Source organism: Nocardioides kribbensis, from assembly GCF_015070375.1.
Taxonomy (GTDB): domain Bacteria; phylum Actinomycetota; class Actinomycetes; order Propionibacteriales; family Nocardioidaceae; genus Nocardioides; species Nocardioides kribbensis.
Genome location: NZ_JADCLL010000003.1, coordinates 58,130 through 79,832 on the forward strand (window position 1 = coordinate 58,130; position 21,703 = coordinate 79,832).

24 protein-coding genes are annotated in these 21,703 nt (G+C 74.0%); 16 read left to right on the forward strand and 8 right to left on the reverse strand.

Translation table 11 applies throughout. The features are described from left to right. Positions 1 to 18 precede the first annotated feature (18 nt). Positions 19 to 528 (forward strand): DUF6542 domain-containing protein, encoded by a 510-nt coding sequence (locus IR170_RS09220; RefSeq protein WP_156697677.1) that lies wholly within the window; start codon positions 19 to 21, stop codon positions 526 to 528. Here the strand turns inward: IR170_RS09220 and IR170_RS09225 are convergent. Further along, positions 488 to 1,108, reverse strand: a complete 621-nt coding sequence (locus tag IR170_RS09225; RefSeq protein WP_056862227.1) for an L-threonylcarbamoyladenylate synthase — start codon at positions 1,106 to 1,108, stop codon at positions 488 to 490. The two genes, IR170_RS09220 and IR170_RS09225, sit on opposite strands and share 41 nt — an antisense overlap. Positions 1,109 to 1,255: 147 nt before the next feature. Here IR170_RS09225 and IR170_RS09230 point away from each other — a divergent pair, with 147 nt between their 5' ends. Both IR170_RS09230 and IR170_RS09235 read left to right on the forward strand, forming a co-directional pair. After that, positions 1,256 to 2,311, forward strand: a complete 1,056-nt coding sequence (locus IR170_RS09230) for a glycosyltransferase family 2 protein (RefSeq protein WP_193662173.1) — start codon at positions 1,256 to 1,258, stop codon at positions 2,309 to 2,311. Positions 2,312 to 2,436: 125 nt separating this feature from the next. Beyond that, on the forward strand, positions 2,437 to 2,808 hold the full coding sequence (locus tag IR170_RS09235; protein WP_193662174.1) for a GtrA family protein: 372 nt from the start codon (positions 2,437 to 2,439) through the stop codon (positions 2,806 to 2,808). Position 2,809: 1 nt separating this feature from the next. Here the strand turns inward: IR170_RS09235 and IR170_RS09240 are convergent, their stop codons facing one another. Further along, a complete protein-coding gene (locus IR170_RS09240) occupies positions 2,810 to 3,826 on the reverse strand; it encodes a phosphotransferase (RefSeq protein WP_193662175.1) in 1,017 nt (338 codons plus the stop codon). A 40-nt stretch (positions 3,827 to 3,866) separates the two neighbouring features. Continuing rightward, positions 3,867 to 4,871, reverse strand: coding sequence for a 4-hydroxy-3-methylbut-2-enyl diphosphate reductase (locus IR170_RS09245; protein ID WP_056904715.1), 1,005 nt, complete (start codon positions 4,869 to 4,871; stop codon positions 3,867 to 3,869). 210 nt (positions 4,872 to 5,081) lie between these two features. On the opposite strand from IR170_RS09245, the gene xseA reads away from it, so the two are divergent. Then, a complete protein-coding gene (xseA, locus tag IR170_RS09250) occupies positions 5,082 to 6,323 on the forward strand; it encodes an exodeoxyribonuclease VII large subunit (RefSeq protein ID WP_193662176.1) in 1,242 nt (413 codons plus the stop codon). Then, entirely contained in the window at positions 6,316 to 6,534 is a 219-nt protein-coding gene (locus IR170_RS09255) for an exodeoxyribonuclease VII small subunit (protein ID WP_056862222.1), read from the forward strand. The genes xseA and IR170_RS09255 overlap by 8 nt, the downstream gene beginning before the upstream one ends. A 37-nt stretch (positions 6,535 to 6,571) precedes the next feature. Here the strand turns inward: IR170_RS09255 and IR170_RS09260 are convergent, their stop codons facing one another. Then, positions 6,572 to 7,252, reverse strand: coding sequence for a DUF4245 family protein (locus tag IR170_RS09260; protein ID WP_193662177.1), 681 nt, complete (start codon positions 7,250 to 7,252; stop codon positions 6,572 to 6,574). 59 nt (positions 7,253 to 7,311) lie between these two features. On the opposite strand from IR170_RS09260, the gene IR170_RS09265 reads away from it, so the two are divergent. From IR170_RS09265 to glpX, 6 genes are all read left to right on the forward strand, one after another. After that, the gene (locus tag IR170_RS09265; protein WP_193662178.1) at positions 7,312 to 8,628 is read left to right on the forward strand and encodes an SLC13 family permease; all 1,317 of its coding nucleotides are present in this window, start codon (positions 7,312 to 7,314) and stop codon (positions 8,626 to 8,628) included. Between the two features lie 352 nt (positions 8,629 to 8,980). Further along, positions 8,981 to 9,379 carry a TOBE domain-containing protein gene (locus tag IR170_RS09270; protein WP_319804989.1) on the forward strand — a complete coding sequence of 133 codons (399 nt, stop codon included), beginning with the start codon at positions 8,981 to 8,983 and terminating at the stop codon, positions 9,377 to 9,379. A 121-nt stretch (positions 9,380 to 9,500) separates the two neighbouring features. Next, positions 9,501 to 10,319: a molybdate ABC transporter substrate-binding protein gene (modA, locus tag IR170_RS09275; protein ID WP_193662180.1), complete on the forward strand. Its 819-nt coding sequence runs from the start codon at positions 9,501 to 9,503 to the stop codon at positions 10,317 to 10,319. After that, a complete protein-coding gene (locus tag IR170_RS09280; protein ID WP_319804990.1) occupies positions 10,316 to 11,143 on the forward strand; it encodes an ABC transporter permease in 828 nt (275 codons plus the stop codon). Before modA ends, IR170_RS09280 begins: the two co-directional genes overlap by 4 nt. Continuing rightward, complete coding sequence (locus IR170_RS09285; RefSeq protein WP_193662181.1) at positions 11,125 to 12,174, forward strand: ABC transporter ATP-binding protein; 1,050 nt, start codon at positions 11,125 to 11,127, stop codon at positions 12,172 to 12,174. Before IR170_RS09280 ends, IR170_RS09285 begins: the two co-directional genes overlap by 19 nt. Continuing rightward, positions 12,171 to 13,208: a class II fructose-bisphosphatase gene (glpX, locus tag IR170_RS09290; RefSeq protein WP_193662182.1), complete on the forward strand. Its 1,038-nt coding sequence runs from the start codon at positions 12,171 to 12,173 to the stop codon at positions 13,206 to 13,208. The genes IR170_RS09285 and glpX overlap by 4 nt, the downstream gene beginning before the upstream one ends. A 120-nt stretch (positions 13,209 to 13,328) precedes the next feature. Here glpX and IR170_RS09295 read toward each other — a convergent pair whose 3' ends face one another. Further along, complete coding sequence (locus IR170_RS09295) at positions 13,329 to 14,183, reverse strand: alpha/beta fold hydrolase (protein WP_056862214.1); 855 nt, start codon at positions 14,181 to 14,183, stop codon at positions 13,329 to 13,331. A 98-nt stretch (positions 14,184 to 14,281) separates the two neighbouring features. Here IR170_RS09295 and IR170_RS09300 point away from each other — a divergent pair, with 98 nt between their 5' ends. From IR170_RS09300 to IR170_RS09320, 5 genes are all read left to right on the forward strand, one after another. Next, a complete protein-coding gene (locus IR170_RS09300; RefSeq protein WP_193662183.1) occupies positions 14,282 to 15,232 on the forward strand; it encodes an alpha/beta fold hydrolase in 951 nt (316 codons plus the stop codon). Positions 15,233 to 15,356: 124 nt separating this feature from the next. Beyond that, a complete protein-coding gene (locus IR170_RS09305; RefSeq protein ID WP_193662184.1) occupies positions 15,357 to 16,733 on the forward strand; it encodes an extracellular solute-binding protein in 1,377 nt (458 codons plus the stop codon). Further along, complete coding sequence (locus IR170_RS20275; RefSeq protein ID WP_235557664.1) at positions 16,730 to 17,704, forward strand: carbohydrate ABC transporter permease; 975 nt, start codon at positions 16,730 to 16,732, stop codon at positions 17,702 to 17,704. Before IR170_RS09305 ends, IR170_RS20275 begins: the two co-directional genes overlap by 4 nt. Positions 17,705 to 17,709: 5 nt before the next feature. After that, entirely contained in the window at positions 17,710 to 18,543 is an 834-nt protein-coding gene (locus IR170_RS09315; RefSeq protein ID WP_056862863.1) for a carbohydrate ABC transporter permease, read from the forward strand. Positions 18,544 to 18,550: 7 nt separating this feature from the next. Continuing rightward, on the forward strand, positions 18,551 to 19,756 hold the full coding sequence (locus tag IR170_RS09320) for an ABC transporter ATP-binding protein (RefSeq protein WP_193662185.1): 1,206 nt from the start codon (positions 18,551 to 18,553) through the stop codon (positions 19,754 to 19,756). Between the two features lie 78 nt (positions 19,757 to 19,834). Here IR170_RS09320 and IR170_RS09325 read toward each other — a convergent pair whose 3' ends face one another. From IR170_RS09325 to IR170_RS19445, 3 genes are all read right to left on the reverse strand, one after another. Then, the gene (locus IR170_RS09325; RefSeq protein WP_193662186.1) at positions 19,835 to 20,917 is read right to left on the reverse strand and encodes an ABC transporter ATP-binding protein; all 1,083 of its coding nucleotides are present in this window, start codon (positions 20,915 to 20,917) and stop codon (positions 19,835 to 19,837) included. Between the two features lie 99 nt (positions 20,918 to 21,016). After that, positions 21,017 to 21,523 carry a hypothetical protein gene (locus IR170_RS09330; RefSeq protein ID WP_227488983.1) on the reverse strand — a complete coding sequence of 169 codons (507 nt, stop codon included), beginning with the start codon at positions 21,521 to 21,523 and terminating at the stop codon, positions 21,017 to 21,019. A gap of 24 nt (positions 21,524 to 21,547) precedes the next feature. Beyond that, on the reverse strand, positions 21,548 to 21,691 hold the full coding sequence (locus IR170_RS19445; RefSeq protein ID WP_227488984.1) for a DUF1707 SHOCT-like domain-containing protein: 144 nt from the start codon (positions 21,689 to 21,691) through the stop codon (positions 21,548 to 21,550). Positions 21,692 to 21,703: the final 12 nt, after the last annotated feature.

Consider the following 21,703-nt stretch of genomic DNA (forward strand, 5'->3'; position numbering starts at 1 on the left):
CAGTGAGGTGATCAGGCGATGACGTCGCACACCCTGTGGGAGGAAGGCCGCGCTCCCGCGCACGAGATGGTCGCGCTCGGCGTGGCCGTGCTGCTCACCGCCTCCGCCGTCGAGCTGCTGGTCGGCGCGGCCGTGATCGGCTGGCTCTTCGACCTCGCCTTCGTCGCGCTCGCCCTCGCGCTGGCCCTGCTGGTGCGCCCCCGCGACTTCTTCACCGTCGGCGTCCTGCCGCCCCTGCTCATGGTCGGCGTCTTCGCGATGCTCGGCGCCACCCGCCCCGGTGCGCTGGCCGACCCCGGCGACGGCGTGGTGCAGGTCGTCGTCACCGGGCTGGCCGACCACAGCCTCGCCCTCGTCGTGGGCTACGCCCTGTGCCTGCTGGCCCTCGCCGCGCGCAACCAGGTACGCCGCACCGGCGCACCCCTCCCCGGCTGGGCCACCGCGTGGCTGGAGCAGCGCGCGGGCGGCCCGGGCGGCCGCGGCGACCTCAGGCGAAGCGGTCCGGGTCCCCGGCACCCCGCCGGATGACCTCGGGAGCCCCCTCGGACCAGTCGACCACCGTGGTCGACTCCGCCGGGGTCTCACCCGCCTCGATGACCAGGTCGACCTGGTGGTCGAGCTCCTCCTTGACGTCCCAGCCGCTCGTGCGGGGCTCGGACTCCCCGGGCAGGATCAGCGAGCTGCTCAGCAGCGGCTCCCCGAGCTCGGCGAGCAGCGCCTGCACCAGCACGTGGTCGGGGATCCGCACGCCGACGGTCTTCTTCTTGGGGTGCAGCAGCCGCCGCGGCACCTCGGGGGTGCCCGGCAGGATGAAGGTGTAGGGCCCCGGAGTCGCCGCGCGGATGGCGCGGAAGGCCGAGTTGTCGACGTGCACCATCTGGCCCAGCTGGGAGAAGTCGCGGCACACCAGCGTGAAGTGGTGCCGCTCGTCGAGGCCGCGGATCCGCAGGATCCGGTCGCGCCCCTCGCGGTTGCCCAGCTGGGCGCCCAGGGCGTAGCCGGAGTCGGTCGGGTAGGCGATCAGCGCGTCGTCGCGCAGCGCCTCCACCACCTGGGCCAGGAGCCGGGGCTGGGGGTTGTCCGGGTGCATGTCCACGTACCTCGCCACCGCTCGAGACTACGCCGCCCCGGCCCACAGCATCCGCCCGCCACTCACGGCGGGTCCGGGGGCGGCTCACAGCCCACGCAGAGGTGACCCGGGCTGACTGGGACCAGACCACCCCAGCCCCCGACCCGTCTGCGAAGGGACCCGGCCATGCCCGCCCGCACCAGCCCCCGCGCCCTGCCCGTCCGCACCCCCGACACCCCGCGCCCGAAGATCGCCTACGTGCTGCCGGTCTACGACGAGGCCGACAACGTCGCGCCCTTCCACGCCGCGCTCACCGAGGCGACCGCCGTCCGCGACGACCTCGACTGGGAGTTCCTCTACGTCAACGACGGCAGCCGCGACGAGTCGCTGGCCCGGCTGCTCGAGCTGCGCCGCCACGACCCGCGCGTCGGCGTGCTCGACCTGGCCCGCAACTGCGGGCACCAGATCGCGGTCACCGCGGGCCTCGACGCCGCCGGCGACGCCGACGCGGTCATCGTCATGGACACCGACCTCCAGGACCCGCCCCGGGTCAGCCTGGAGATGGTCGGGCTGTGGGAGGACGGGGCCGACGTCGTCTACGCCCAGCGCCGCTCGCGGCGCGACACCCTCTTCAAGCGCACCACGGCCTGGGCGTTCTACCGCGTGCTCGACCGGCTGGCCTCGGTCGACATCCCCCGCGACGTCGGCGACTTCCGGCTCATGGACCGCCGCGTCGTGGCCGAGGTGGCCCGCTACCGCGAGCAGGACCGCTTCCTGCGCGGCATCGTCGCCCACGTCGGCTTCCGCCAGGAGGCGCTGCTCTTCGACCGCGACGAGCGCCACGCCGGCACCAGCGGCTACCCGCTGGGGCGCATGCTGGCCTTCGCCGCCAACGGCATCCTCGGCTTCTCCACCTCCCCGCTGCGCATGATCACGCGGCTCGGCTTCGCGCTCTCGGCGCTCAGCGTCGTCATGGCGGCCTACGTCGCCTCGGTGCGGCTGCTGCGCCCCGAGGACTCGGTGCCCGGCTGGGCCTTCCTCGGGGTGGGGATGTTCCTGCTCGCCGGGCTGCAGCTGGTGATGATGGGCGTCATCGGCAGCTACGTCGGGCGCACCTACACCCAGGTGCAGGGTCGCCCGCTCTACTCGTTGGCCCTCACCGCCCGCGGCGAGCACTCCGGCGTACGCTCGCTGCCGCAGACCCCGCCCGACCTCCGGACCCAGCACGGGAGCGTGTCCTGACCTCCTCTCACCCGGCCCCGCAGCCCGTGCCGCCGCGCGAGCCCGCGAGCGAGCCCCCGAGCGCCACCCCGAGCACGCGGCCGTCGCGTCGCGAGCGTCTGCGCACGCTGCACGAGAGCACGCTGGTGCGATTCGTGGCGGTCGGCGCGGTCAACACCGGCATCGACGTCGGGCTCTTCTGGCTGCTCCACGACACCCTGGGCATCGTGCTGGCCAACGTGGTCTCCACCGCCGCGGGCATGACCTTCAGCTTCGTGGTCAACGGCCTGCTGACCTTCCGCGCCGAGCGGCTGCGGCTCGGCGACGCCGTGCGCTTCGTGGCGAGCACCGGCACCGTGCTCTTCCTCGTGCAGCCGCTGGTCATCTACGCCCTGCTCGCCGTGCTCGGCGACGACGCGGTGCTGCTGGCCAAGCTCGGAGCGATCTGCGTCGTCATCGTGCTCAACTTCTGCGCCTACCGCTTCGTCGTCTGGCCCCGCCGCCGCACCCGCGCCTGACTCAGCCGGGCCCCACCACCGGCCCCACGTCGACCACCGCGTCCGACACCGTGCCCAGCACCGCGTCCAGCACCGCGGCGGCCATCGCCCGGCGAGCGGCGCAGCGGGCGGGCATCGTGCGCCCGTAGTAGGGGAAGGTGATGAGCGCGAGCAGCAGCGCCCAGCCCTGGCCGACCCGCCACGTCGCCTCGTCGACGTCGAGCAGCTCGCGCAGCAGGGCGCGGCCGGGGGCGTCGAGCACCTCCCACGCCACGACCAGGTCGACGGCCTGCCGGCCGACCCCGAGCGCGCCGAGGTCGAGCACGGCGGCGAGGCGGCCCTCGCGCACGAGCAGGTTCTCGGCCAGCAGGTCGCCGTGCAGCCAGCCTTCCGCGACCGGGCCGGCGACCTCGAGCGCCGCCTCCGCCACCAGCGCGCTCTGCCAGACGACGCGCACGCGGTCGAGGTCGAGCCCGAGGTCGGCCCACCTCGGCAGGGCGGCGCACACGGCCGCCGTCTCGCGCAGGTCCTCGTCGAGGTCGCCCAGCCGGCCGCCGCGGTAGCCCCGCAGCGCCGGGTCGGCCGCGGCCTGCGCCGGCACCGGGGCGGCCCACAGCCCCCGCAGGACCGCGGCCAGGTCGCGCGCCAGCGGCCCCGACGACCCGGCGTACGGCGTGAGCGCCGGCACCGCCGGCGGGGTGCCCTCGATCCACCGCGTCACCGACCAGGCCTCGGGGTAGCCCTCCCCGGGCCGCCCGCTCGCGACCACCTCGGGCACGACGACCCCGGGCGGCAGCGCGGCCGCGACCAGCGGTCCCCAGCGCCGCTCGGTCACCAGCGCGCGCGACCCGCCGTGCTGACGGGGCAGGCGCACCAGCAGGTCGTCGCCGAGGCGGAAGAGCCGGTTGGAGGAGCCCGACGCCTGCCCGTCGCCGCCCAGCGCCCGCAGCGGCAGGTCCGCGAGGTGTGGGTGCTGGGCCGCCAGCAGCCGGCGCACGAGCGGCTCGTCGACCTCGAGCTCGTCGTCGTGCAGCCTCACCCGAGCACCCTTCCGCGCCGTCCGGGTCCCGTCCGGGGGCCTACTGCGCGCGGGCCGCGGCCTTCATGTCGCGGCGCAGCTCCTTGGGCAGGGAGAAGATGAGCGACTCCTCGGCGCTGTGGACGGCCTTGGCGTCGGGGTAGCCGCGCTCGGCGAGGTAGGCCAGGACGCCCTGCACGAGACTCTCGGGCACGCTGGCGCCGGAGGTGACGCTGACGGTGCGCACGCCGTCGAGCCAGGCCTCGTCGATCTCGGAGGCGTCGTCGACGCGGTAGGAGGCCTTGGCGCCGGCCTCGAGGGCCACCTCGACCAGGCGCACGGAGTTGGAGGAGTTGCCCGAGCCGACCACGATCAGCAGGTCGCAGCCGTGGGCGATCTCCTTGACCGCGAGCTGACGGTTCTGGGTGGCGTAGCAGATGTCGTCGCTCGGCGGGTCGAGCAGCTCGGGGAAGCGCTCGCGGATCGCGGCGACCGTCTCGAGGGTCTCGTCGACCGAGAGCGTGGTCTGGGAGAGCCAGGCCACGCGGGAGGGGTCGCGCACGACGATGCCGGCGACGTCGGCGGGGCTCTCGACGAGCTGGATGTGCTCGGGGGCCTCGCCCGCGGTGCCCTCGACCTCCTCGTGGCCGGCGTGGCCGATGAGGAGGATGTCGTAGTCGTCGGCGGCGAAGCGCTTGGCCTCGTGGTGGACCTTCGTGACCAGCGGGCAGGTGGCGTCGATGGTCTTGAGGGTGCGCTCCTCGGCCTGGCGGTGCACCTCGGGCGAGACACCGTGGGCGGAGAAGACGACCGTGGCGCCCTCGGGCACCTCGACCAGCTCCTCGACGAAGATCGCGCCCCGCGCCTCGAGGTCGGCCACGACGTGCTTGTTGTGCACGATCTGCTTGCGCACGTAGACCGGGGCGCCGTAGAGGTCGAGCGCCTGCTCCACGGTGACGACCGCCCGGTCGACGCCCGCGCAGTAGCCCCGCGGCGCCGCCAGCAGGACGGCCTTCTCGGCCTCGTCGGGCGACAGGATCGGGGGCATCCCCATGTCGGTGCTCATGGCCCCCATCCTAGGCGGGCCGCGGGGAGCCTCCCGGCGGGCCGCCGGGCGGGGTCGGCGCCCTCCCCCGGGCCGGGTCCCCGCCGTGTCCCGTGCCCTCCCCCGCGCTGTCCCCCCGCGCTGTCCCCCGTGCTGTCCCCCGCGCGGTCCCGTCGTGCAGTCCCCCGTGCTGTCCGTCGTGGTGTCCCCACCGTCGCCTAGGGTCCTCGCATGGCCATGGAGACCTCCGCGCAGTCGCCGGCCCCGGTGCGCCAGGTCGCCAACGCCATCGCCGGCTGGATCGACCGGCTGGGCGCGATCTGGGTCGAGGGCCAGATCGCCCAGGTCAACCGTCGCCCCGGCGTCCAGACCGTCTTCATGACCCTGCGCGACGCCGTGGCCGACCTGTCGGTGACCGTGACCTGCTCGCGCACCCTCTTCGACGGGCTCAACCCTCCCCTGGTCGAGGGCGCGAGCGTCGTCGTCCACGCCAAGCCGTCCTACTACGCCAACCGCGGCACGATCTCGCTCTACGCCCGCGAGATCCGCATGGTCGGCCTGGGCGAGCTGCTGGCGCGCCTCGAGCGGCGCCGCCAGCTGCTGGCCGCCGAGGGCCTCTTCGCCGCCGAGCTCAAGCGCCCTGCGCCGTTCCTGCCCACCCGCGTCGGCCTCGTCACGGCGCCCGGCTCGGCCGCCGAGCGCGACGTGGTCGACAACGCGCGTCGCCGCTGGCCGGCGGTGGAGTTCGAGACGGCCTACGCCGCGATGCAGGGTCCCCGGTGCGCCAGCGAGGTGATCGAGGCGCTGGGCCGCCTCGAGCGCCACGCCGACGTCGACGTGGTCGTCGTCGCCCGCGGCGGCGGCGCGGTCGAGGACCTGCTGCCCTTCTCCGACGAGGCCCTGCTGCGCGCGGTGCACGCGATGCGCACCCCCGTGGTCTCCGCGATCGGCCACGAGCCCGACTCCCCGCTGCTCGACCTGGTCGCCGACGTGCGCGCCTCCACGCCCACCGACGCCGCCAAGCTGATCGTGCCCGACGTGGCCGAGGAGGCCCGCGGCGTGGCCTGGGCCCGCGACCGGGTGCGCTCCACCCTCGACGCCTGGCTGCGCCGCGAGGCCGAAGGGCTCGCCGCCCTGCGCTCGCGTCCGGCGCTGGCCGACCCCCGCACCCTGCTCGACGCCCGCTCCGCCGAGCTCGACGCCCTGCTCGAGCGGGCCCGCCGCACGCTGGGCCACCGCCTCGACCGCGCCGCCGACGACGTGGGCCACCAGCGCGCCCGCGCCCGCGCCCTCTCCCCGCTGGAGACCCTGCGCCGCGGCTACGCCGTCCTGCAGGACGCCGAGGGCCGCGTCGTCACCTCCGTCGACGACCTGGCCCCCGCGGGCGTCGAGGTCTCCGTGCGCGTCGCCGACGGCCGCATCCACGCCACCACCACCCGCACCACCCGCCTCGAGGAGCCCACCGATGCCTGAGCAGCCGCAGACCCCGTCCTACGAGGCCGCCCGCGAGGAGCTCGTGGAGGTCGTGCGCCGCCTCGAGGCGGGCGGCACGACCCTGGAGGAGTCACTCGCCCTGTGGGAGCGCGGCGAGCACCTGGCCCGGGTCTGCCAGGACTGGCTCGACGGCGCGCGCCAGCGACTCGACGCCGTGGTCGCCGCCGACCGCGAGGGCTCCGAGGACTGAGGCGCGACCCCGGGGGCCGGTGCCCCGGCAGACCTCGTCAGGCGCCCGAGCCGCGCTCGGGCAGGGTCTCCACGGTGAGCTCGCCCAGCAGCTCCTGCAGCTCCTCGGGCGTCGCCGAGCCGTAGACGACCACGGTGCGCTCGTCGTCGCCGCTGCCGGTGGTCGCGACGTAGGCCGTGTCGCCGCCCTCGTCGGTGAAGGTCTGCCAGCTCGTGGCGACGTCGGAGTCGGGAGTGGCCAGCGCCTCGCCCTCGACCGCCTCGGGGTCGACGAGCTCCTCGACGAGGTCGTCGACGTCCTCGGCCTCCTCGTGGAGTCCGGCGAAGCTCTCCTCGGGGGTCAGCAGCGCGAGCTCGAAGACCGGCTGCTCGCCGGGGGTGTAGGTGACGTCGTTGACCATCCAGCCCTCGGGCACCGCGGCGGGGTAGACGATCTCGCTGCCGGCGCCCTGCACCGGGCGCACGACCTCGCTGAGGTAGTCGACGCTGGTCGGCTCGAACTCCGGGGTGTCGCGGAAGGCGCCGCGGAAGAGCACGATGCCGATCACCGCCACGACGAGCACGATCATCGAGCCGATGAGACCGCCGGTGGTGCGCTGGTAGCGACCCGGCTTGCCCTGGGGCTGACCGGCGCCCTGGCCGGGGGTCTGTCCGGGGGTCTGTCCGGGTGCCTGGCCCTCGGGCGCGGGCTGCGACGGGGTGCCGGGGGTCTCGCTCACGTGTCCATGCTGGCAGACCACCGGTACGACGGCGCCCCGTGGGCTGCCATGCTCGCCGGGTGCAGATCCAGGAGGCCCTCGCCGGGAGCCTCGCCGACGTCGTGGCCGTGGTCGCCCTCCTCGCGCTGCTGGTCACCGCCTACGCCCACCCCCGCCCGCTCGTCGAGGCCGCCGTGGCGGTCGTCGCCGGGCTGGCCGCGCTGGCCACGGGTCGGCTCGGGCTCGACGCGGTGGGCAGCACGCTGGGCCACCTGGCCCCGGTGGTGGTGTTCCTCGCGGCCGTGCTCGTCGTGGCCGAGGTGTGCTCCCGCGCGGGGCTCTTCGCCGCCGCTGCCGCCGTCGTACGCCGCACCGACCGCGGCGACCCGCGCCGGCTGCTGCTCGGCGCCTTCGTGCTGGCCGCGGCCGTCACCTGCGTGCTCAGTCTCGACGCCACCGTCGTGCTCGTCACCCCCGTCGTGGTGGCCGCCGCCCGCGGCGCGGGCTGGTCCTCGCGGCCGGTGGCCTGGGCCTGCCTGCGCATGGCCAACTCCGCCTCGCTGCTGCTGCCGGTCTCCAACCTCACCAACCTGCTGGCGATGCGCGACCTCGACCTCACCTTCGCCGGCTTCGCTCTCGCGATGGCCCCCGTGCTCGTCGTGGTGCTGGTCGTCGAGTGGGTCGCGCTGCGCGTGCTGTTCCGCCGCGAGCTGAGCCCGGCCACGGCCTCCGGGGCGGGCGCGGTCGGCGCGGTCGGCGAGGCCGGTGCGGGCGAGGACGGCGGCGTGGCCGCGGTCGCGCCGCCCTGGGAGCGCGTGCCGCTGGTGGTCGTGGCGCTCATGCTCGCGGGCTTCGCGGTCGGCTCCCCGCTGGGCGTCGAGCCGGGCTGGGTGGCCGCGGTGGCCGCGGTGGTGCTGGTGGGCTGGGCCGCCCGCCGCGGGCTGCTGACGTGGCCCGAGGCGGGGCGCGCCACCCACCCGTCGTTCGCGCTCTTCGTGCTCGGTCTCGGCGTCGTCGTGGCGACCCTGACCACCGGCCCGCTCGGCGACGCGGTGGGACGCCTGCTCCCCGCGCCCTCTGGCGCGCCGTCGTGGACCGACCTGCTGGTCGTCGCGCTCGTCGCCACGGCGCTGGCCAACCTCGTGACCAACCTCAGCGCGACGCTGCTGGTCGTGCCGCTCGTGGCCCCCCTCGGCACCGACGCCGTGCTCGCCGCCCTGCTGGGCCTCAACATCGGCTCCGGGCTGACCTACACCGGCTCACTGGCCAACCTGCTCTGGCGCCGCGGCCTGGGCCACAGCACGGCCGCACCGTCGATGCGCACCTTCCACGCGTGGTCGCTGACCACCACCCCGGTCGTGCTCCTCGCCGCGGTCACCGCCCTCGCCCTGACCTGACCCCAGCCGACCCGACCCGAGCCGGCCTGGCGCGGCCCCTGGTGACCGCCGCCTCGCGGCACCTGTCGGCCCAGACCCGCACCTGTCGGCCGACGCGTGGGCCGGCAGGTGCGGGTATCACCAGCCGACCGGCGAAACCCGCCGTCGTACGCCGCCGCCGCACCGGGCACCTGTCGGCCCAGACCCGCACTTGTCGGCCGACGCGTGGGCCGACAGGTGCGGGTATCGCCAGCCGACCGGTGAAACCCGCCGCCGCAGTCAACCACCGCAGAAGCGGCTCAGGATCCGGGTTTCGTCCGCTGACGCGGGCACGTGGGGGACAGATCCGCCGCGGATGAGGCATGATGCGGGTGTGACGACGTACCGGATCGCCGAGGCCGCCGAGCTGCTCGGGGTCAGCGACGACACGCTGCGCCGGTGGGTCGACTCGGGCCGGGTGGCAGCGATGCGACCCGACGGGCCGGCGGTCATCGCCGGCGCCGACCTCGCCGGCCTGGCCGAGACCCTGGTCGACGAGCCCGACCGCGAGCGCACCCGCGCCTCGGCGGTGAGCGCGCGCAACCGCCTCGTGGGCATCGTCACCCGCGTCAGGAAGGACACCGTCATGGCGCAGGTCGACCTCGTCTGCGGGCCCTACCGGCTGGTGTCGCTGATGAGCGCCGAGGCCGCCGACGAGCTCGGCCTCGAGCGCGGCGTGCGCGCCATCGCCTCGGTGAAGTCCACCAACGTCGTCGTCGAGCGGCCCACCTGAGGTCGGTCGGGCCGCACCCGCACCGCAGATCCCGCCGCAAGACCCCGCCTCAGAGCCCGCCCCAGCCCACCGCACCACCCCGCACCACCACGCAGCCGCCGCCGCAGACCAGGAGCGAGACATGAGCAGCACCACCCCCCGCCGCACCCGCACCAGCCGCCGCCTCGCCGCGACGGCCGCCGCGGTCGCGCTCGTCCTCCCCCTGGCCGCCTGCGGCGACGACGCCGACGGCAGCAGCGACACCGGCGGTGGCGCGGGGGACGGCGCGGGCGACACCACGATCACCGTGCTGGCCGCCGCCTCGCTCACCGAGACCTTCACGACCCTGGCCGAGCAGTTCGAGGCCGACCACGAGGGCGTCGAGGTGGAGCTGGCCTTCGACTCCTCCGCCACCCTCGCCGGGCAGGCCGTCGAGGGCGCTCCGGCCGACGTCCTCGCCACCGCCGACTCCCGCACCATGGACACCGCCGCCGACGTGCTGGCCGCCGACCCGCAGGTCTTCGCCACCAACACCCTGGTCATGGCGGTGCCGGCCGGCAACCCGGCCGACCTGTCGGGCTTCGAGGACGTCGCCGACGGCGACGCCACCTACGTCGTGTGCGTCGACACCGCCCCGTGCGGTGCGATCTGGGCGGCCATCGCCGCCGAGGAGGGGGTGACCTCCCAGCCGGCCAGCCTCGAGGTCGACGTCAAGGCGGTGCTGGCCAAGGTCACCGGCGACGAGGCCGACGCCGGCTTCGTCTACGAGACCGACGCGGTCGCGGCCGGCGACCAGGTCGAGACCTTCGAGGTTCCGGGCGCCGAGGACCAGGTCACCGACTACCCCATCGCCCAGCTCGACCAGGCCGGCGACCCGGAGCTCGCCCAGGAGTTCGTCGACCTGGTGCTCTCCGAGGCCGGCCAGCAGGTGCTGGCCGACGCCGGCTTCGGGCAGCCGTGACCCCACCCCCCGACGCGGGGGCGACCACGCTCTCCGGCTCCCACCTCGGCCGACCGCCGCTGGTGCTCGTCGTGCCCGGCGCGGTGGCCGCGGCGCTGCTCGTCGTGCCCCTCGTGACCCTCGTGCTCGACACCCCCTGGGGCGACTTCCTCGACCAGCTCGGCTCGGCGCCGGTGCTCGCGGCGCTGCGGATCACCGCGCTGACCTCCGCGGTCACCGTGCTCGCCTGCCTCGTGCTGGGCACCCCCCTGGCGTGGCTGCTGGCGCGGGTCGACTTCGCCGGCCGCTCGGTGCTGCGCGCGGCGGTGGCCGTGCCGCTCGTGCTGCCCCCGGTGGTGGCCGGCGTCGCGCTCGTGACCGCGCTGGGCCGCAACGGCGTCGTGGGCTCGCTGCTGCGCGAGACCACCGGCCTCACCGTGCCCTTCACCACGACCGCCGTGGTCATCGCCCACACCTTCGTGGCCATGCCCTTCTACGTGCTGAGCGTGGAGGGCGCGCTGCGCACGGCCGGCGAGCGGTACGACGTCGTCGCGGCCACCCTGGGCGCGACCCGCTGGCACGCCTTCCGCCGGGTGACCCTGCCGCTGGCGATGCCGGGCGTGGTGGCCGGCGCCGTGCTGGCCTGGGCCCGCTCGCTGGGCGAGTTCGGCGCCACCATCACCTTCGCCGGCAACTTCCCCGGCACCACCCAGACCATGCCGTCGCTGATCTACACCCAGCTCCAGGCCGACCCCGCCGTGGCCCGCACGCTGAGCATGATCCTGCTGCTGGTCTCCGTCGGCGTGCTCGCCGGCCTGCGCAACCGATGGCTGACCACCTCGTGACCGGCTCCGAGGAGGCCCTGAGCGGGCCCGGCCGGGCCACCGGGCCGGGCCTCCACGCCCGGGTCAGGGTGCCCGGCCGTCTCGACGCCGAGGTCACCGCCGCCGCGGGGTCGGTGGTCGCGGTCATCGGGCCCAACGGCGCGGGCAAGTCCACCCTGCTCGGCGCCCTCGCCGGCACGACCGCGATGGCGGGCGAGGTCGAGGTCGGCGGGCGCAGCTGGACCGCCCCGCCGCTGGCCGTGCGCCACCGGCGCGTCGGGCTGGTCTTCCAGGACCAGTCGCTCTTCCCCCACCTCAGCGCGTTGGAGAACGTCGCCTTCGGCCTGCGCGCCCGCGGCCGGGCCCGCACCCCCGCGCGGGCCCGCGCGCAGGAGTGGCTCGACCGGCTCGGGGTCGGCGAGCTCGCCGCACGCCGGCCCCGCCAGCTCTCGGGGGGCCAGGCGCAGCGGGTCGCGATCGCGCGGGCCCTGGCCACCGAGCCCGAGCTGCTGCTGCTCGACGAGCCCTTCTCCGGCCTCGACGTCGGCGTGGCCACCGCGCTGCGCATCGAGCTGGCCCGCCACCTCGCCGACTTCGCGGGGGTGGCACTGCTGGTCACCCACCACGCCCTCGACGCGCTCACCCTCGCCGACGAGGTGCTGGTGCTCGACGGGGGCCGCGTCGCGCAGACCGGCACCCCCCGCGACGTGGCCGCCCACCCGCTCACCGACCACGTCGCTCGCCTGGTCGGGCTCAACGTCGTCGCCGACGCCGAGACCAACCGGTCCTTCCCGCCCAGCGCCGTCACGGTCTCGCTGCGCGCGCCCGAGGGGTCGGCGCGCAACCGGTGGCGGGCCTCGGTGCTCAGCGTGGTGCCGCACGGTGACGCCGTACGCCTGCTCGCGCGCACCGACGGCGCGCAGGAGCTGATCGCCGACGTGACGCCCGAGGCCGCGGTCGAGCTCGGGCTCGACCCGGGCCGCGAGGTCTGGCTGACGGTGAAGGAGACGTCGGTCAGGACCTATCCCCGGACCGCTAGCATGCGCCCATGACCCGCCCCACGCCGCACCCCGCCGAGCCGGAGGCCCTCCGGGTCGCCCCGATGTCGCCCGACCGCAACCTGGCCCTCGAGCTGGTGCGCGTGACGGAGGCGGCCGCGATGGCCGCCGGACGCTGGGTGGGGCGGGGTGACAAGAACGGCGCCGACGAGGTCGCGGTCAACGCGATGCGCGTCATGATCTCGACCATCGGCATGAACGGCACCGTCGTCATCGGCGAGGGCGAGAAGGACAACGCCCCCATGCTCTACAACGGCGAGTCCGTGGGCGACGGCACCGGCCCGGAGTGCGACGTCGCCGTCGACCCCATCGACGGCACCACGCTGACCGCCAAGGGCATGAGCAACGCCGTGGCCGTGCTCGCGGTCTCGCCGCGCGGCTCGATGTACGACCCCTCCGCGGTCTTCTACATGGAGAAGCTGGTCGCCGGCCCCGAGGCCGCCGACGTCGTCGACATCCGCAACCCCGTCTCGGAGAACATCCGCGCCGTGGCCAAGGCCAAGGGCGCCAGCCCCTCCGACGTCACCGTCGTGCTCCTCGACCGTCCGCGCCACGCCGACCTGGCCGAGCAGATCCGCGCCACCGGCGCCCGGATCAAGTTCATCGTCGACGGCGACGTCGCGGGCGCGATCTCCGCGGCCCGCCCCGACAGCGGCGTCGACCTGCTGCTCGGCATCGGCGGCACGCCCGAGGGCATCATCGCCGCCACCGCGCTCAAGTGCATGGGCGGCGTCATCCAGGGCCGACTGTGGCCCACCGACGACGACGAGCGCCAGCGCGCCCTCGACGCCGGCCACGACCTCGACCGCGTGCTGTCGACCGACGACCTGGTCACCGGCGACGACTGCTTCTTCGTGGCCACCGGCATCACCGACGGCGACCTCATGCGCGGCGTGCGCTACCGCGCCGGTGGCGCCACCACCGAGTCGTTGGTGATGCGCTCGCGCAGCGGCACGGTGCGCACCATCACCGCCGAGCACCGGCTGCAGAAGCTGAGCGCCTTCTCCTCCATCGACTTCGGCGGCTGAGCACCGCGGCTGCGGACGTCATGCGAGGCGTGGATGCGCCTCCACCCTCCGCATGACGTCCCACCCGCAGCCCACCCGCGGCCGGCCCGTGCGCCCCTCGGCCCGCCCGCGGCGGAGGTCTCAGGCGATCTCGGCCGCCTGCAGCTCGCCGGCGGCACCGGCGCGGTGGCGGTGCAGGGCGGCGACGACCTCGGCGGCCACGCGCGGGTCGACGGCCATGCCGAGGTGGGAGGCGCGCACCTCGACGGCGTGCGCCTCGGGGTCGACGCAGGCCTGCCAGTCCACGACCCCGTCGCGGCGGGAGTAGATCGCGGTGAAGCCCACGCCCGCGGGCATCGGCGAGCGGCTCTCCTCGAAGCTCTCCCGCGCGCAGGCCCCGGCCACGCACTCCTCCGACATCAGCCCGGGCACGCCGGCGCGGCTGAGCCGCACGAGGGTCTCGACGCCGGCGCTCAGCGCGCGGTGGTGGGCGCCGGGCGCCAGCATCGGGCTGCCCATGGTGACGATGCCCGAGACCAGGTCGGGGCGGCGTACGGCGACGCCGCGCGCCAGCATGCCGCCGAGGCTGTGCCCGACGATCTGCACGCGGCTCTCGCGACGGATGGCGATCGACTCCAGGCGCGCCTCGAGACGGGTCGCCGCGGCCAGGGTGCAGCCGATGTTGACGTGGATCATCGAGCGGTAGGTGCGGAAGCCCTGGTGGCGCAGCGAGGAGCGCATCCACTGCAGCGACCCGTCGCCGGCCATGAAGCCGGGCACGAGCAGCACCGGGTCGGCGTCGCGGCCCCCCGCCCGCGTGGCGTAGGGCCGGCCCAGGCGCTCGCGCCGCTCGCCCACCGACCGCACGACGTGGCGCCCGGCCTCCCCGACCACGCGGCCCTCGCGCAGCATCGCCACCAGGGGCGGGCGGCGGAAGCCGTCGGGCAGCAGGAAGGAGCCGAGGGGGTCCAGCGAGCCGGGGGTCGCGTCGTTCATGCTCCGACGTTACGCCCACGTAACGCCGGTATGTGACCCCACTCACCCCATCGGGTCCGTTCGGGGGGGCGGTATGGCCCATGCGGTTCACTGGGGCCATGGCCTCCCGGACGCCCCAGCAGGACGACCGCACCGACGACGCCCACGACGTGGCCGTCTCCGAGGAGCTCCTCGCTCCGGTGCGCCCCGACCTCGAGCTGTGCTACCAGACCTTCGGCGACCCCGACGACGAGCCGCTGCTGCTCGTGATGGGCCTCGGCGGCCCGATGACCTGGTGGGACGCCGAGCTGTGCCGCATGCTCGCGCGCCGGGGCTTCTACGTCGTGCGCTACGACAACCGCGACACCGGCCGCTCCAGCCGGATGCCCGGGCGGGTCGGGCGCACCGCCCTGGTGCGGGCCTTCGCCGGCACCAAGGTGCGCGCTCCCTACTCCATGGCCGACCTGGCCGGCGACGCCGTCGCGCTGCTCGACCACCTCGGGGTGCAGTCGGCCCACCTGGCCGGGGTCTCGATGGGCGGCATGATCGTGCAGACCGTCGCGATCGCCGAGCCCTCCCGGGTCAGGTCGGTGGCCAGCATCATGTCGACCACCGGCAAGCGCACGGTCGGCTGGCAGCACCCCTCCCTCCTGCCGGCGCTGATCGCCCGGACCGGCGCCGGCCGCGAGGCCTACGTGCGCTCCAGCGAGAAGATGTGGCAGCTCATCGGCTCCCCCGCCTACCCCCAGACCGAGGAGGAGCGCCGCGCCCGCGCCGAGGAGACCTTCGACCGGGGCGTCAGCGCCCACGGCGTGATGCGCCAGATGCTCGCCATCCTCACCCAGCCCGACCGTGCCCCCCGCCTGCGCGCGGTGACGGCGCCCGCGGTCGTCGTGCACGGCCTGGCCGACAAGATGGTCCACGTCTCCGGCGGCCGCGCCACCGCCCGCGCCCTGCCCGGCGCGGAGCTGCTGCTGGTCGACGGCATGGGCCACGACATGCCCCCCGCCCTCTTCGAGACCTTCGTCGCCGCGATCCGGCGTACGGCGGACCGCGCCCGGCCGGCCTGACCCGGCCCGACGCGGCCCGGCCCGCCGGGGCCACCGGTGCTCACCCCTCGCGGTGGAAGGGGTGGACATCCGCTCCGGGGAGGACTAGACGTGTGGGTCCACCCCGGACCGGAGAGGCTCCCCCATGCATCGAAGCGCCCCACCCTCCACCAGCGCGGGGGGCGGTGACACTCCCCTCCCCGCGCCCCCGCACCGATCCCGGCTCCCCCGTGCGGCCCGCCGGCCGCGCCGCACGATCGCGGGCCTGGCCGGCCTGGCGCTGGCCTCGAGCCTGCTGGCCGCCTGCGGCAGCGACGGCAAGCCGGTGCTCAACTGGTACATCAACCCCGACGGCCAGGCCACGCTCACCCAGCTCGCCGCCGACTGCAGCACCGACGACTACGACATCGAGATCCAGCTGCTGCCCACCGGCGCCACCGACCAGCGCACGCAGCTGGCCCGGCGCCTCGCGGCCTCCGACTCCGAGACCGACCTGATGAGCCTCGACCCGGTCTTCGTGCCGGAGTTCGCCAACGCCGGGTGGATCGCGGAGTGGCCCGAGGAGCTGGCCTCGCAGGTCGTCGACGACGACGTGCTCTCCGGCCCCGCCGAGACCGTGCGCTGGGACGACGGCGTCTACGCCGCGCCGCAGTGGGCCAACACCCAGGTGCTCTGGTACCGCAAGTCGCTGGCCGAGGCCGCCGGCCTCGACATGAGCCGGCCGGTCACCTGGTCGCAGGTCATCGAGGCCGCCGCCGACCAGGGCGGCACCGTCGGCGTGCAGGCCGACCGCTACGAGGCCTACATGGTGTGGATCAACTCGCTGGTCGCCGGCGCCGGGGGCGACATCGTCTCCGACACCGAGGCCGGCAGCGAGGCCCAGGTCGACATCGACTCCGAGGCCGGCCGGGCCGCCGCCACCGTCGTGCAGGAGCTCGCCGAGTCGGGCGCCGCCCAGCCCGACCTGTCGGTCTCCCGCGAGGGCACCAGCCTGCCCTTCATGTTCGACGGGCCGGGTGAGTTCATGACCAACTGGACCTTCGTCTACAAGAACTACGAGCCCACCGAGGGCGGCGCCTTCACCCAGGAGCAGTTCGACGACCTGGGCTGGGCGCGCTACCCCCAGACCGTCGAGGGCGAGGAGTCCCGGCCCCCGGTCGGCGGCATCGACATCGCGGTCGGGGAGTTCACCGAGAACAAGGACTGGGCCTTCGAGGCCGCGCAGTGCGTGTCCTCCCCCGAGGCCCAGCAGCAGCTGGCCGTCACCGACGGCCTGATGCCCTCGCGGCAGTCGGTCTACGACGCCCAGGAGCTCGTCGACGCCTTCGACCCCAGCCTGCTGAGCCTCTTCCAGGAGAGCCTCGAGGCCGGCGCCCCGCGACCCAAGAGCGCCTACTACAACCTCATCTCGGGTGCGATCCAGGCCTCGTGGCACTCGCCCACCGAGGTCGACCCCGACACCACGCCCGCCGAGTCGGCGGACTACCTGCGTGAGGTCCTGCGCTCGGAGGCCCTGCTGTGAGCGCCGTGGCGCCCCCGGCCCGGGGCGAGGAGCGCGAGGCCACCGACAACCGTCGCGACCGGCGCAAGGACAAGCGCCCGGAGCTCTCCGACCGGGCCCGTCACGAGCAGCGCCTCGGCCAGCGGCTGGTCGCCCCGGCCGTGGTCATCATGCTGCTGGTCACGGCGTTCCCGATCCTGCGCGCGCTCTACCTGTCGTTCTACACCTACTCGCTGACCTCTCCCGAGGACCGCGCGTTCATCGGGATCGACAACTACGTCACGGCCCTGACCGACGGGCTGTTCTGGCGCGACATCGGCGTGACCGTGCTCTACATGGTGGTCACGGTCGCCATCGAGCTGGTGATCGGCTTCGCCTTCGCGATGGTCATGCACCGCGTGGTCTTCGCCCGCGGCATCATCCGGACCTCGATCCTGATCCCCTACGGCATCATCACCGTGGTCTCCGGCTTCGCCTGGCAGTTCGCGTTCACATACCAGAACGGCTTCATCAACGGCTGGCTGCCGGGGATCAGCGACTCCTTCAACTGGTTCGGCGAGACCACGCCCGCGGTCATCGCGATCATGGTCTCGGAGATCTGGAAGACCACGCCCTTCATGTCGCTGCTGCTGCTGGCGGGCCTGGCCCAGGTCAGCGACGACATGATCGAGGCGGCCAAGGTCGACGGGGCCACCTGGTGGCAGCGGCTGTGGCGGGTGATCCTGCCCAACATGCGTGCGGCGATCATGGTCGCGGTGCTCTTCCGGGCCCTCGACGCCTACCGGATCTTCGACAACATCTTCGTCATGACCAGCGGTGCCGTGGGCACCGAGTCGATCTCGTTCCTGGTCTACCGCCAGACCATCGAGCAGTTCCAGCTCGGCATGGGCTCGGCCCTGTCGGTGCTGCTGTTCCTCTCGGTGCTGCTGGTGGCCTTCCTGATCGTCAAGCTGTTCCGGGTCGACCTGGCCAAGGCACGAGGAGAGGGGTGAGCGGCATGAAGCAGAAGATCGGACTCGTGGTCGGCGTCGGCCTGATCCTGGTGTGGTGCCTGCTGCCGGTGGTGTGGATCGTCTCGCTGTCCTTCAAGGACGCCGTCGCGGTCACCAACGGCAGCCCGGGCTTCTTCCCGGCCGACGGCGCGTTCGCCGGGCTCGACAACTACCGCGACGCCTGGGGCAACGACCAGTTCCGTCGCGCGATCGTCAACTCCCTGGGCATCAGCCTGATCTCGACCACGCTGTCGGTGATCCTGGCGACGCTGGCCGCCTACGCCATCGCGCGCCTGGAGTTCCGCGGCAAGAAGCTGGTGCTGACCACGGCGCTGGCCATCGCGATGTTCCCGGTGGTCTCGCTGGTCAGCCCGCTGTTCGACATGTGGCGCGCGATCGGGCTCTACGACACCTGGCCCGGCCTGATCATCCCCTACATGTCCTTCACGCTGCCGCTGGCGATCTGGACCCTGTCGGCCTTCTTCCGCGAGATCCCGTGGGAGATGGAGCAGGCGGCCCAGGTCGACGGCGCCACGTCGTGGCAGGCCTTCCGCAAGGTGATCGTGCCGCTCGCGGCGCCCGGGGTCTTCACCGCGGCGATCCTGACGTTCTTCTTCGCGTGGAACGACTTCGTCTTCGGCATCACCCTGACCTCGACGGAGGCGGCCCGGCCCATCCCGGCGTCGCTGTCCTTCTTCGTCGGCGCCGACCCGTTCAACCGGCCGGCCTCGCTGCTGGCCGCGGGAGCCGTCATCGCGACGATCCCGATCGTCATCATCGTCCTGATTTTCCAGCGCAAGATCGTGGCCGGGCTGACGTCCGGCGCGGTGAAGGGGTGACCTCGTCGTGGCTTCCATCCAGATGAAGAACATCGTCAAGAAGTACGGCGACGGCTTCCCGGCCGTGAACGACGTGTCGATCGACATCGCCGACGGGGAGTTCGTCATTCTCGTGGGCCCCTCGGGCTGCGGGAAGTCGACGCTGCTGCGGATGATCGTCGGCCTGGAGGACATCACCTCCGGCGACATGGTCATCGGCGAGAAGCGGGTCAACGACCTGGCCCCCCGCGACCGCAACCTGGCCATGGTCTTCCAGAACTACGCCCTCTACCCCCACCTCAGCGTCTACGAGAACATCGCGTTCCCGCTGCGCCTGGCCGGGGCCAAGGACGAGGAGGTCGACGCCAAGGTGCGCGAGGCCTCGAAGACCCTCGAGCTCGACGAGCACCTCGAGCGCAAGCCGGCCAACCTCTCGGGCGGCCAGCGCCAGCGGGTGGCGATGGGGCGCGCGATCGTGCGCGACGCCGACGCGTTCCTCTTCGACGAGCCGCTGTCGAACCTCGACGCCAAGCTGCGCGGGCAGATGCGCAGCGAGATCGCGCGGCTGCAGAAGAAGCTGGGCATCACCACCGTCTACGTCACCCACGACCAGACCGAGGCGATGACCCTGGGCGACCGCGTCGCGGTGCTCAAGCGCGGCCTGCTCCAGCAGCTGGCGAGCCCGCGCGAGCTCTACGGCAATCCGTGCAACCTCTTCGTGGCCGGCTTCATCGGCTCCCCGCCGATGAACTTCCTGCCCGCCGAGGTCGACGGCACCACCGTCACGCTGCCCTTCGGCAGCGTGCAGATCTCGGCCGAGAAGGCCGAGCGGGTCGCCGGCAAGGGCCTGCTCATCGCGGGCATCCGCCCCGAGGCCTTCGAGGACGCCTCCGTGGTCGACTCCGGGCGCGAGGGCTCCACCTTCCGCGCGACCGTCGAGGTCGTGGAGTGGCTGGGCAACGAGGCCTACGCCTACATCCCCTTCGAGGCCCCGCCGGAGGTGCAGCAGCAGCTGCAGCAGCTCGAGCGCGACCTCGACGGGGAGTCGCTGCGCACCCAGCTGGTGGTCGGGCTGGACGGCTCCAGCCGGATCGCGGAGGGCGACGAGGCCGAGATCTGGGTCGACACCTCCAAGATGCACCTTTTCGACCCGAGCACGGGTGAGAACCTCACCATCGACCACGACCACGCCGGCGAGGTGCCCGCCCGGGCCCTCGAGCCCACCCCGGGCTGAGCCGACCCGCACGACGCGAGACCGGCGCGCCCCCCGTGGGGGACGCGCCGGTCTCGTCGTACGTCGGGGGCCTGCGGCTCAGGCGGAGAGCCGCTCCCCGGTGTCGGTGTCGAAGACGTGCACGTGCTGGGGGTCGGTCGTGACGTGGATCGTCTCGCCCTTGTGCACGTGGTCGCGGCCGTTGACGCGCACGATGATGTTGTTGGGCGTGCCCTCCACCCCGCTGGTGCCGTAGACGAAGGCGTCGGCGCCGAGCTCCTCGACGACCGTCACCCGCACGGGCAGGCCGCCCTCGCCCTCGCCGACGATGCGCCACGACTCGGGGCGCACACCGACCGTGACGTTGCCGCGCATGACCTGGGCGGCGGTCGGGTCGACCGGCACCTGGTAGTCGCCGATCTGCGCCTTGCCCTCGACCGCGGTGGCCTCCAGCAGGTTCATCTGCGGGGAGCCGATGAAGCCGGCGACGAAGAGGTTGGCGGGCCGGTCGTAGAGCGCCAGGGGCGTGTCGACCTGCTGGATGTAGCCGTCCTTCATCACCGCGACGCGGTCGCCCATGGTCATGGCCTCGACCTGGTCGTGGGTGACGTAGACGGTCGTGACGCCGAGGTCGGCCTGCAGCCGGGCGATGTCGGTGCGGGTCTGCACGCGCATCTTGGCGTCGAGGTTCGACAGCGGCTCGTCCATGCAGAAGACCTGCGGCTGGCGCACGATCGCACGGCCCATGGCCACGCGCTGCCGCTGTCCGCCGGAGAGCGCCTTGGGCTTGCGCTCGAGGTACTCCTCGAGGCCGAGGATGGCGGCGGCCTCCTTGACGCGCTTGTCGCGCTCGGCGGTGGGGACCTTGGCCATCTTGAGCGCGAAGCCCATGTTCTCGGCCACGGTCATGTGGGGGTAGAGCGCGTAGTTCTGGAACACCATCGCGATGTCGCGGTCCTTGGGCGGCATCGTGGTGATGTCGCGGTCGCCGATGCGGATGGTGCCGGAGTTGACCTCCTCCAGCCCGGCGAGCATGCGGAGGGTGGTGGACTTGCCGCACCCCGACGGGCCGACGAGGACCATGAACTCCCCGTCGCGCACCTCCAGGTCGATGCCGGGCACCGCGGGCTTGTCCGCCCCGGGGTACCAGCGCTGTGCCTTCTCGAACGTCACTGAGGCCATGATGACCAGCTCCCTTCACCGGCAGGTACGTGCCGGACGATCCGTTGTGAAGTGACTCGGGTCACCCTAGAGCAGGGCAAGCGGTTGCGCGAGCAGTGCTCACGGCCGGCGGCCCAGTCGGCGCCGGGGCTCGCCGGGCATCGGCTTGCGCACCACCGTGACCGCCCCCATGAGCGCGAGTCCGCGCACGCGGACCACCGGGGAGTCCGCGCGCAGGTCGGGCTCGGTCCTGGCCCGGCCCTCCTCGAAGCTGCCCATGATCCCGGTGCCCTCCACCACGACCCGGGTGCCGGCGTTGACGGTGAGGTCGACCGAGCCCATGATCGCGCAGGCGTTGACGACGACCTCGCGGGTGGCGAACTGTGCCTGCCGCAGGTCGAGGGTGACCCCGCCCATCAGCGCGAACGCGGTGTGGGTGGGGCCTACCAGCCAGGCGCCCCTCCGGTCGCACCCGCTGAGCACCGCGCTGCTGGTGCTCGGCGCGGGCAGCGCGCCGGGCTGGGAGGCGGCCGGGTACGCCGGGTCCGGGTGGGCCGGCGGGCGCGGGGCCGCGGGCGGGAGCACGGGGAGCCCGCCGTGGCCGGGGAGGTCGGCCAGCAGGGGCACCAGGTCGGCGTAGGTCTTGGCGGCCTAGGTCGCCTCCAGTCGCTCGTCGAGCTCCTCGAGGTCGAGCCGTCCCTCGCCCGCCGCCCGGCGCAGGTGCTCGGCCACCTGGTGGCGCTCGGCGTCGGAGATCCGCAGCAGCATCGGGTCCTGGTCGGGACGGGGATCCATGCGCCCCAGCCT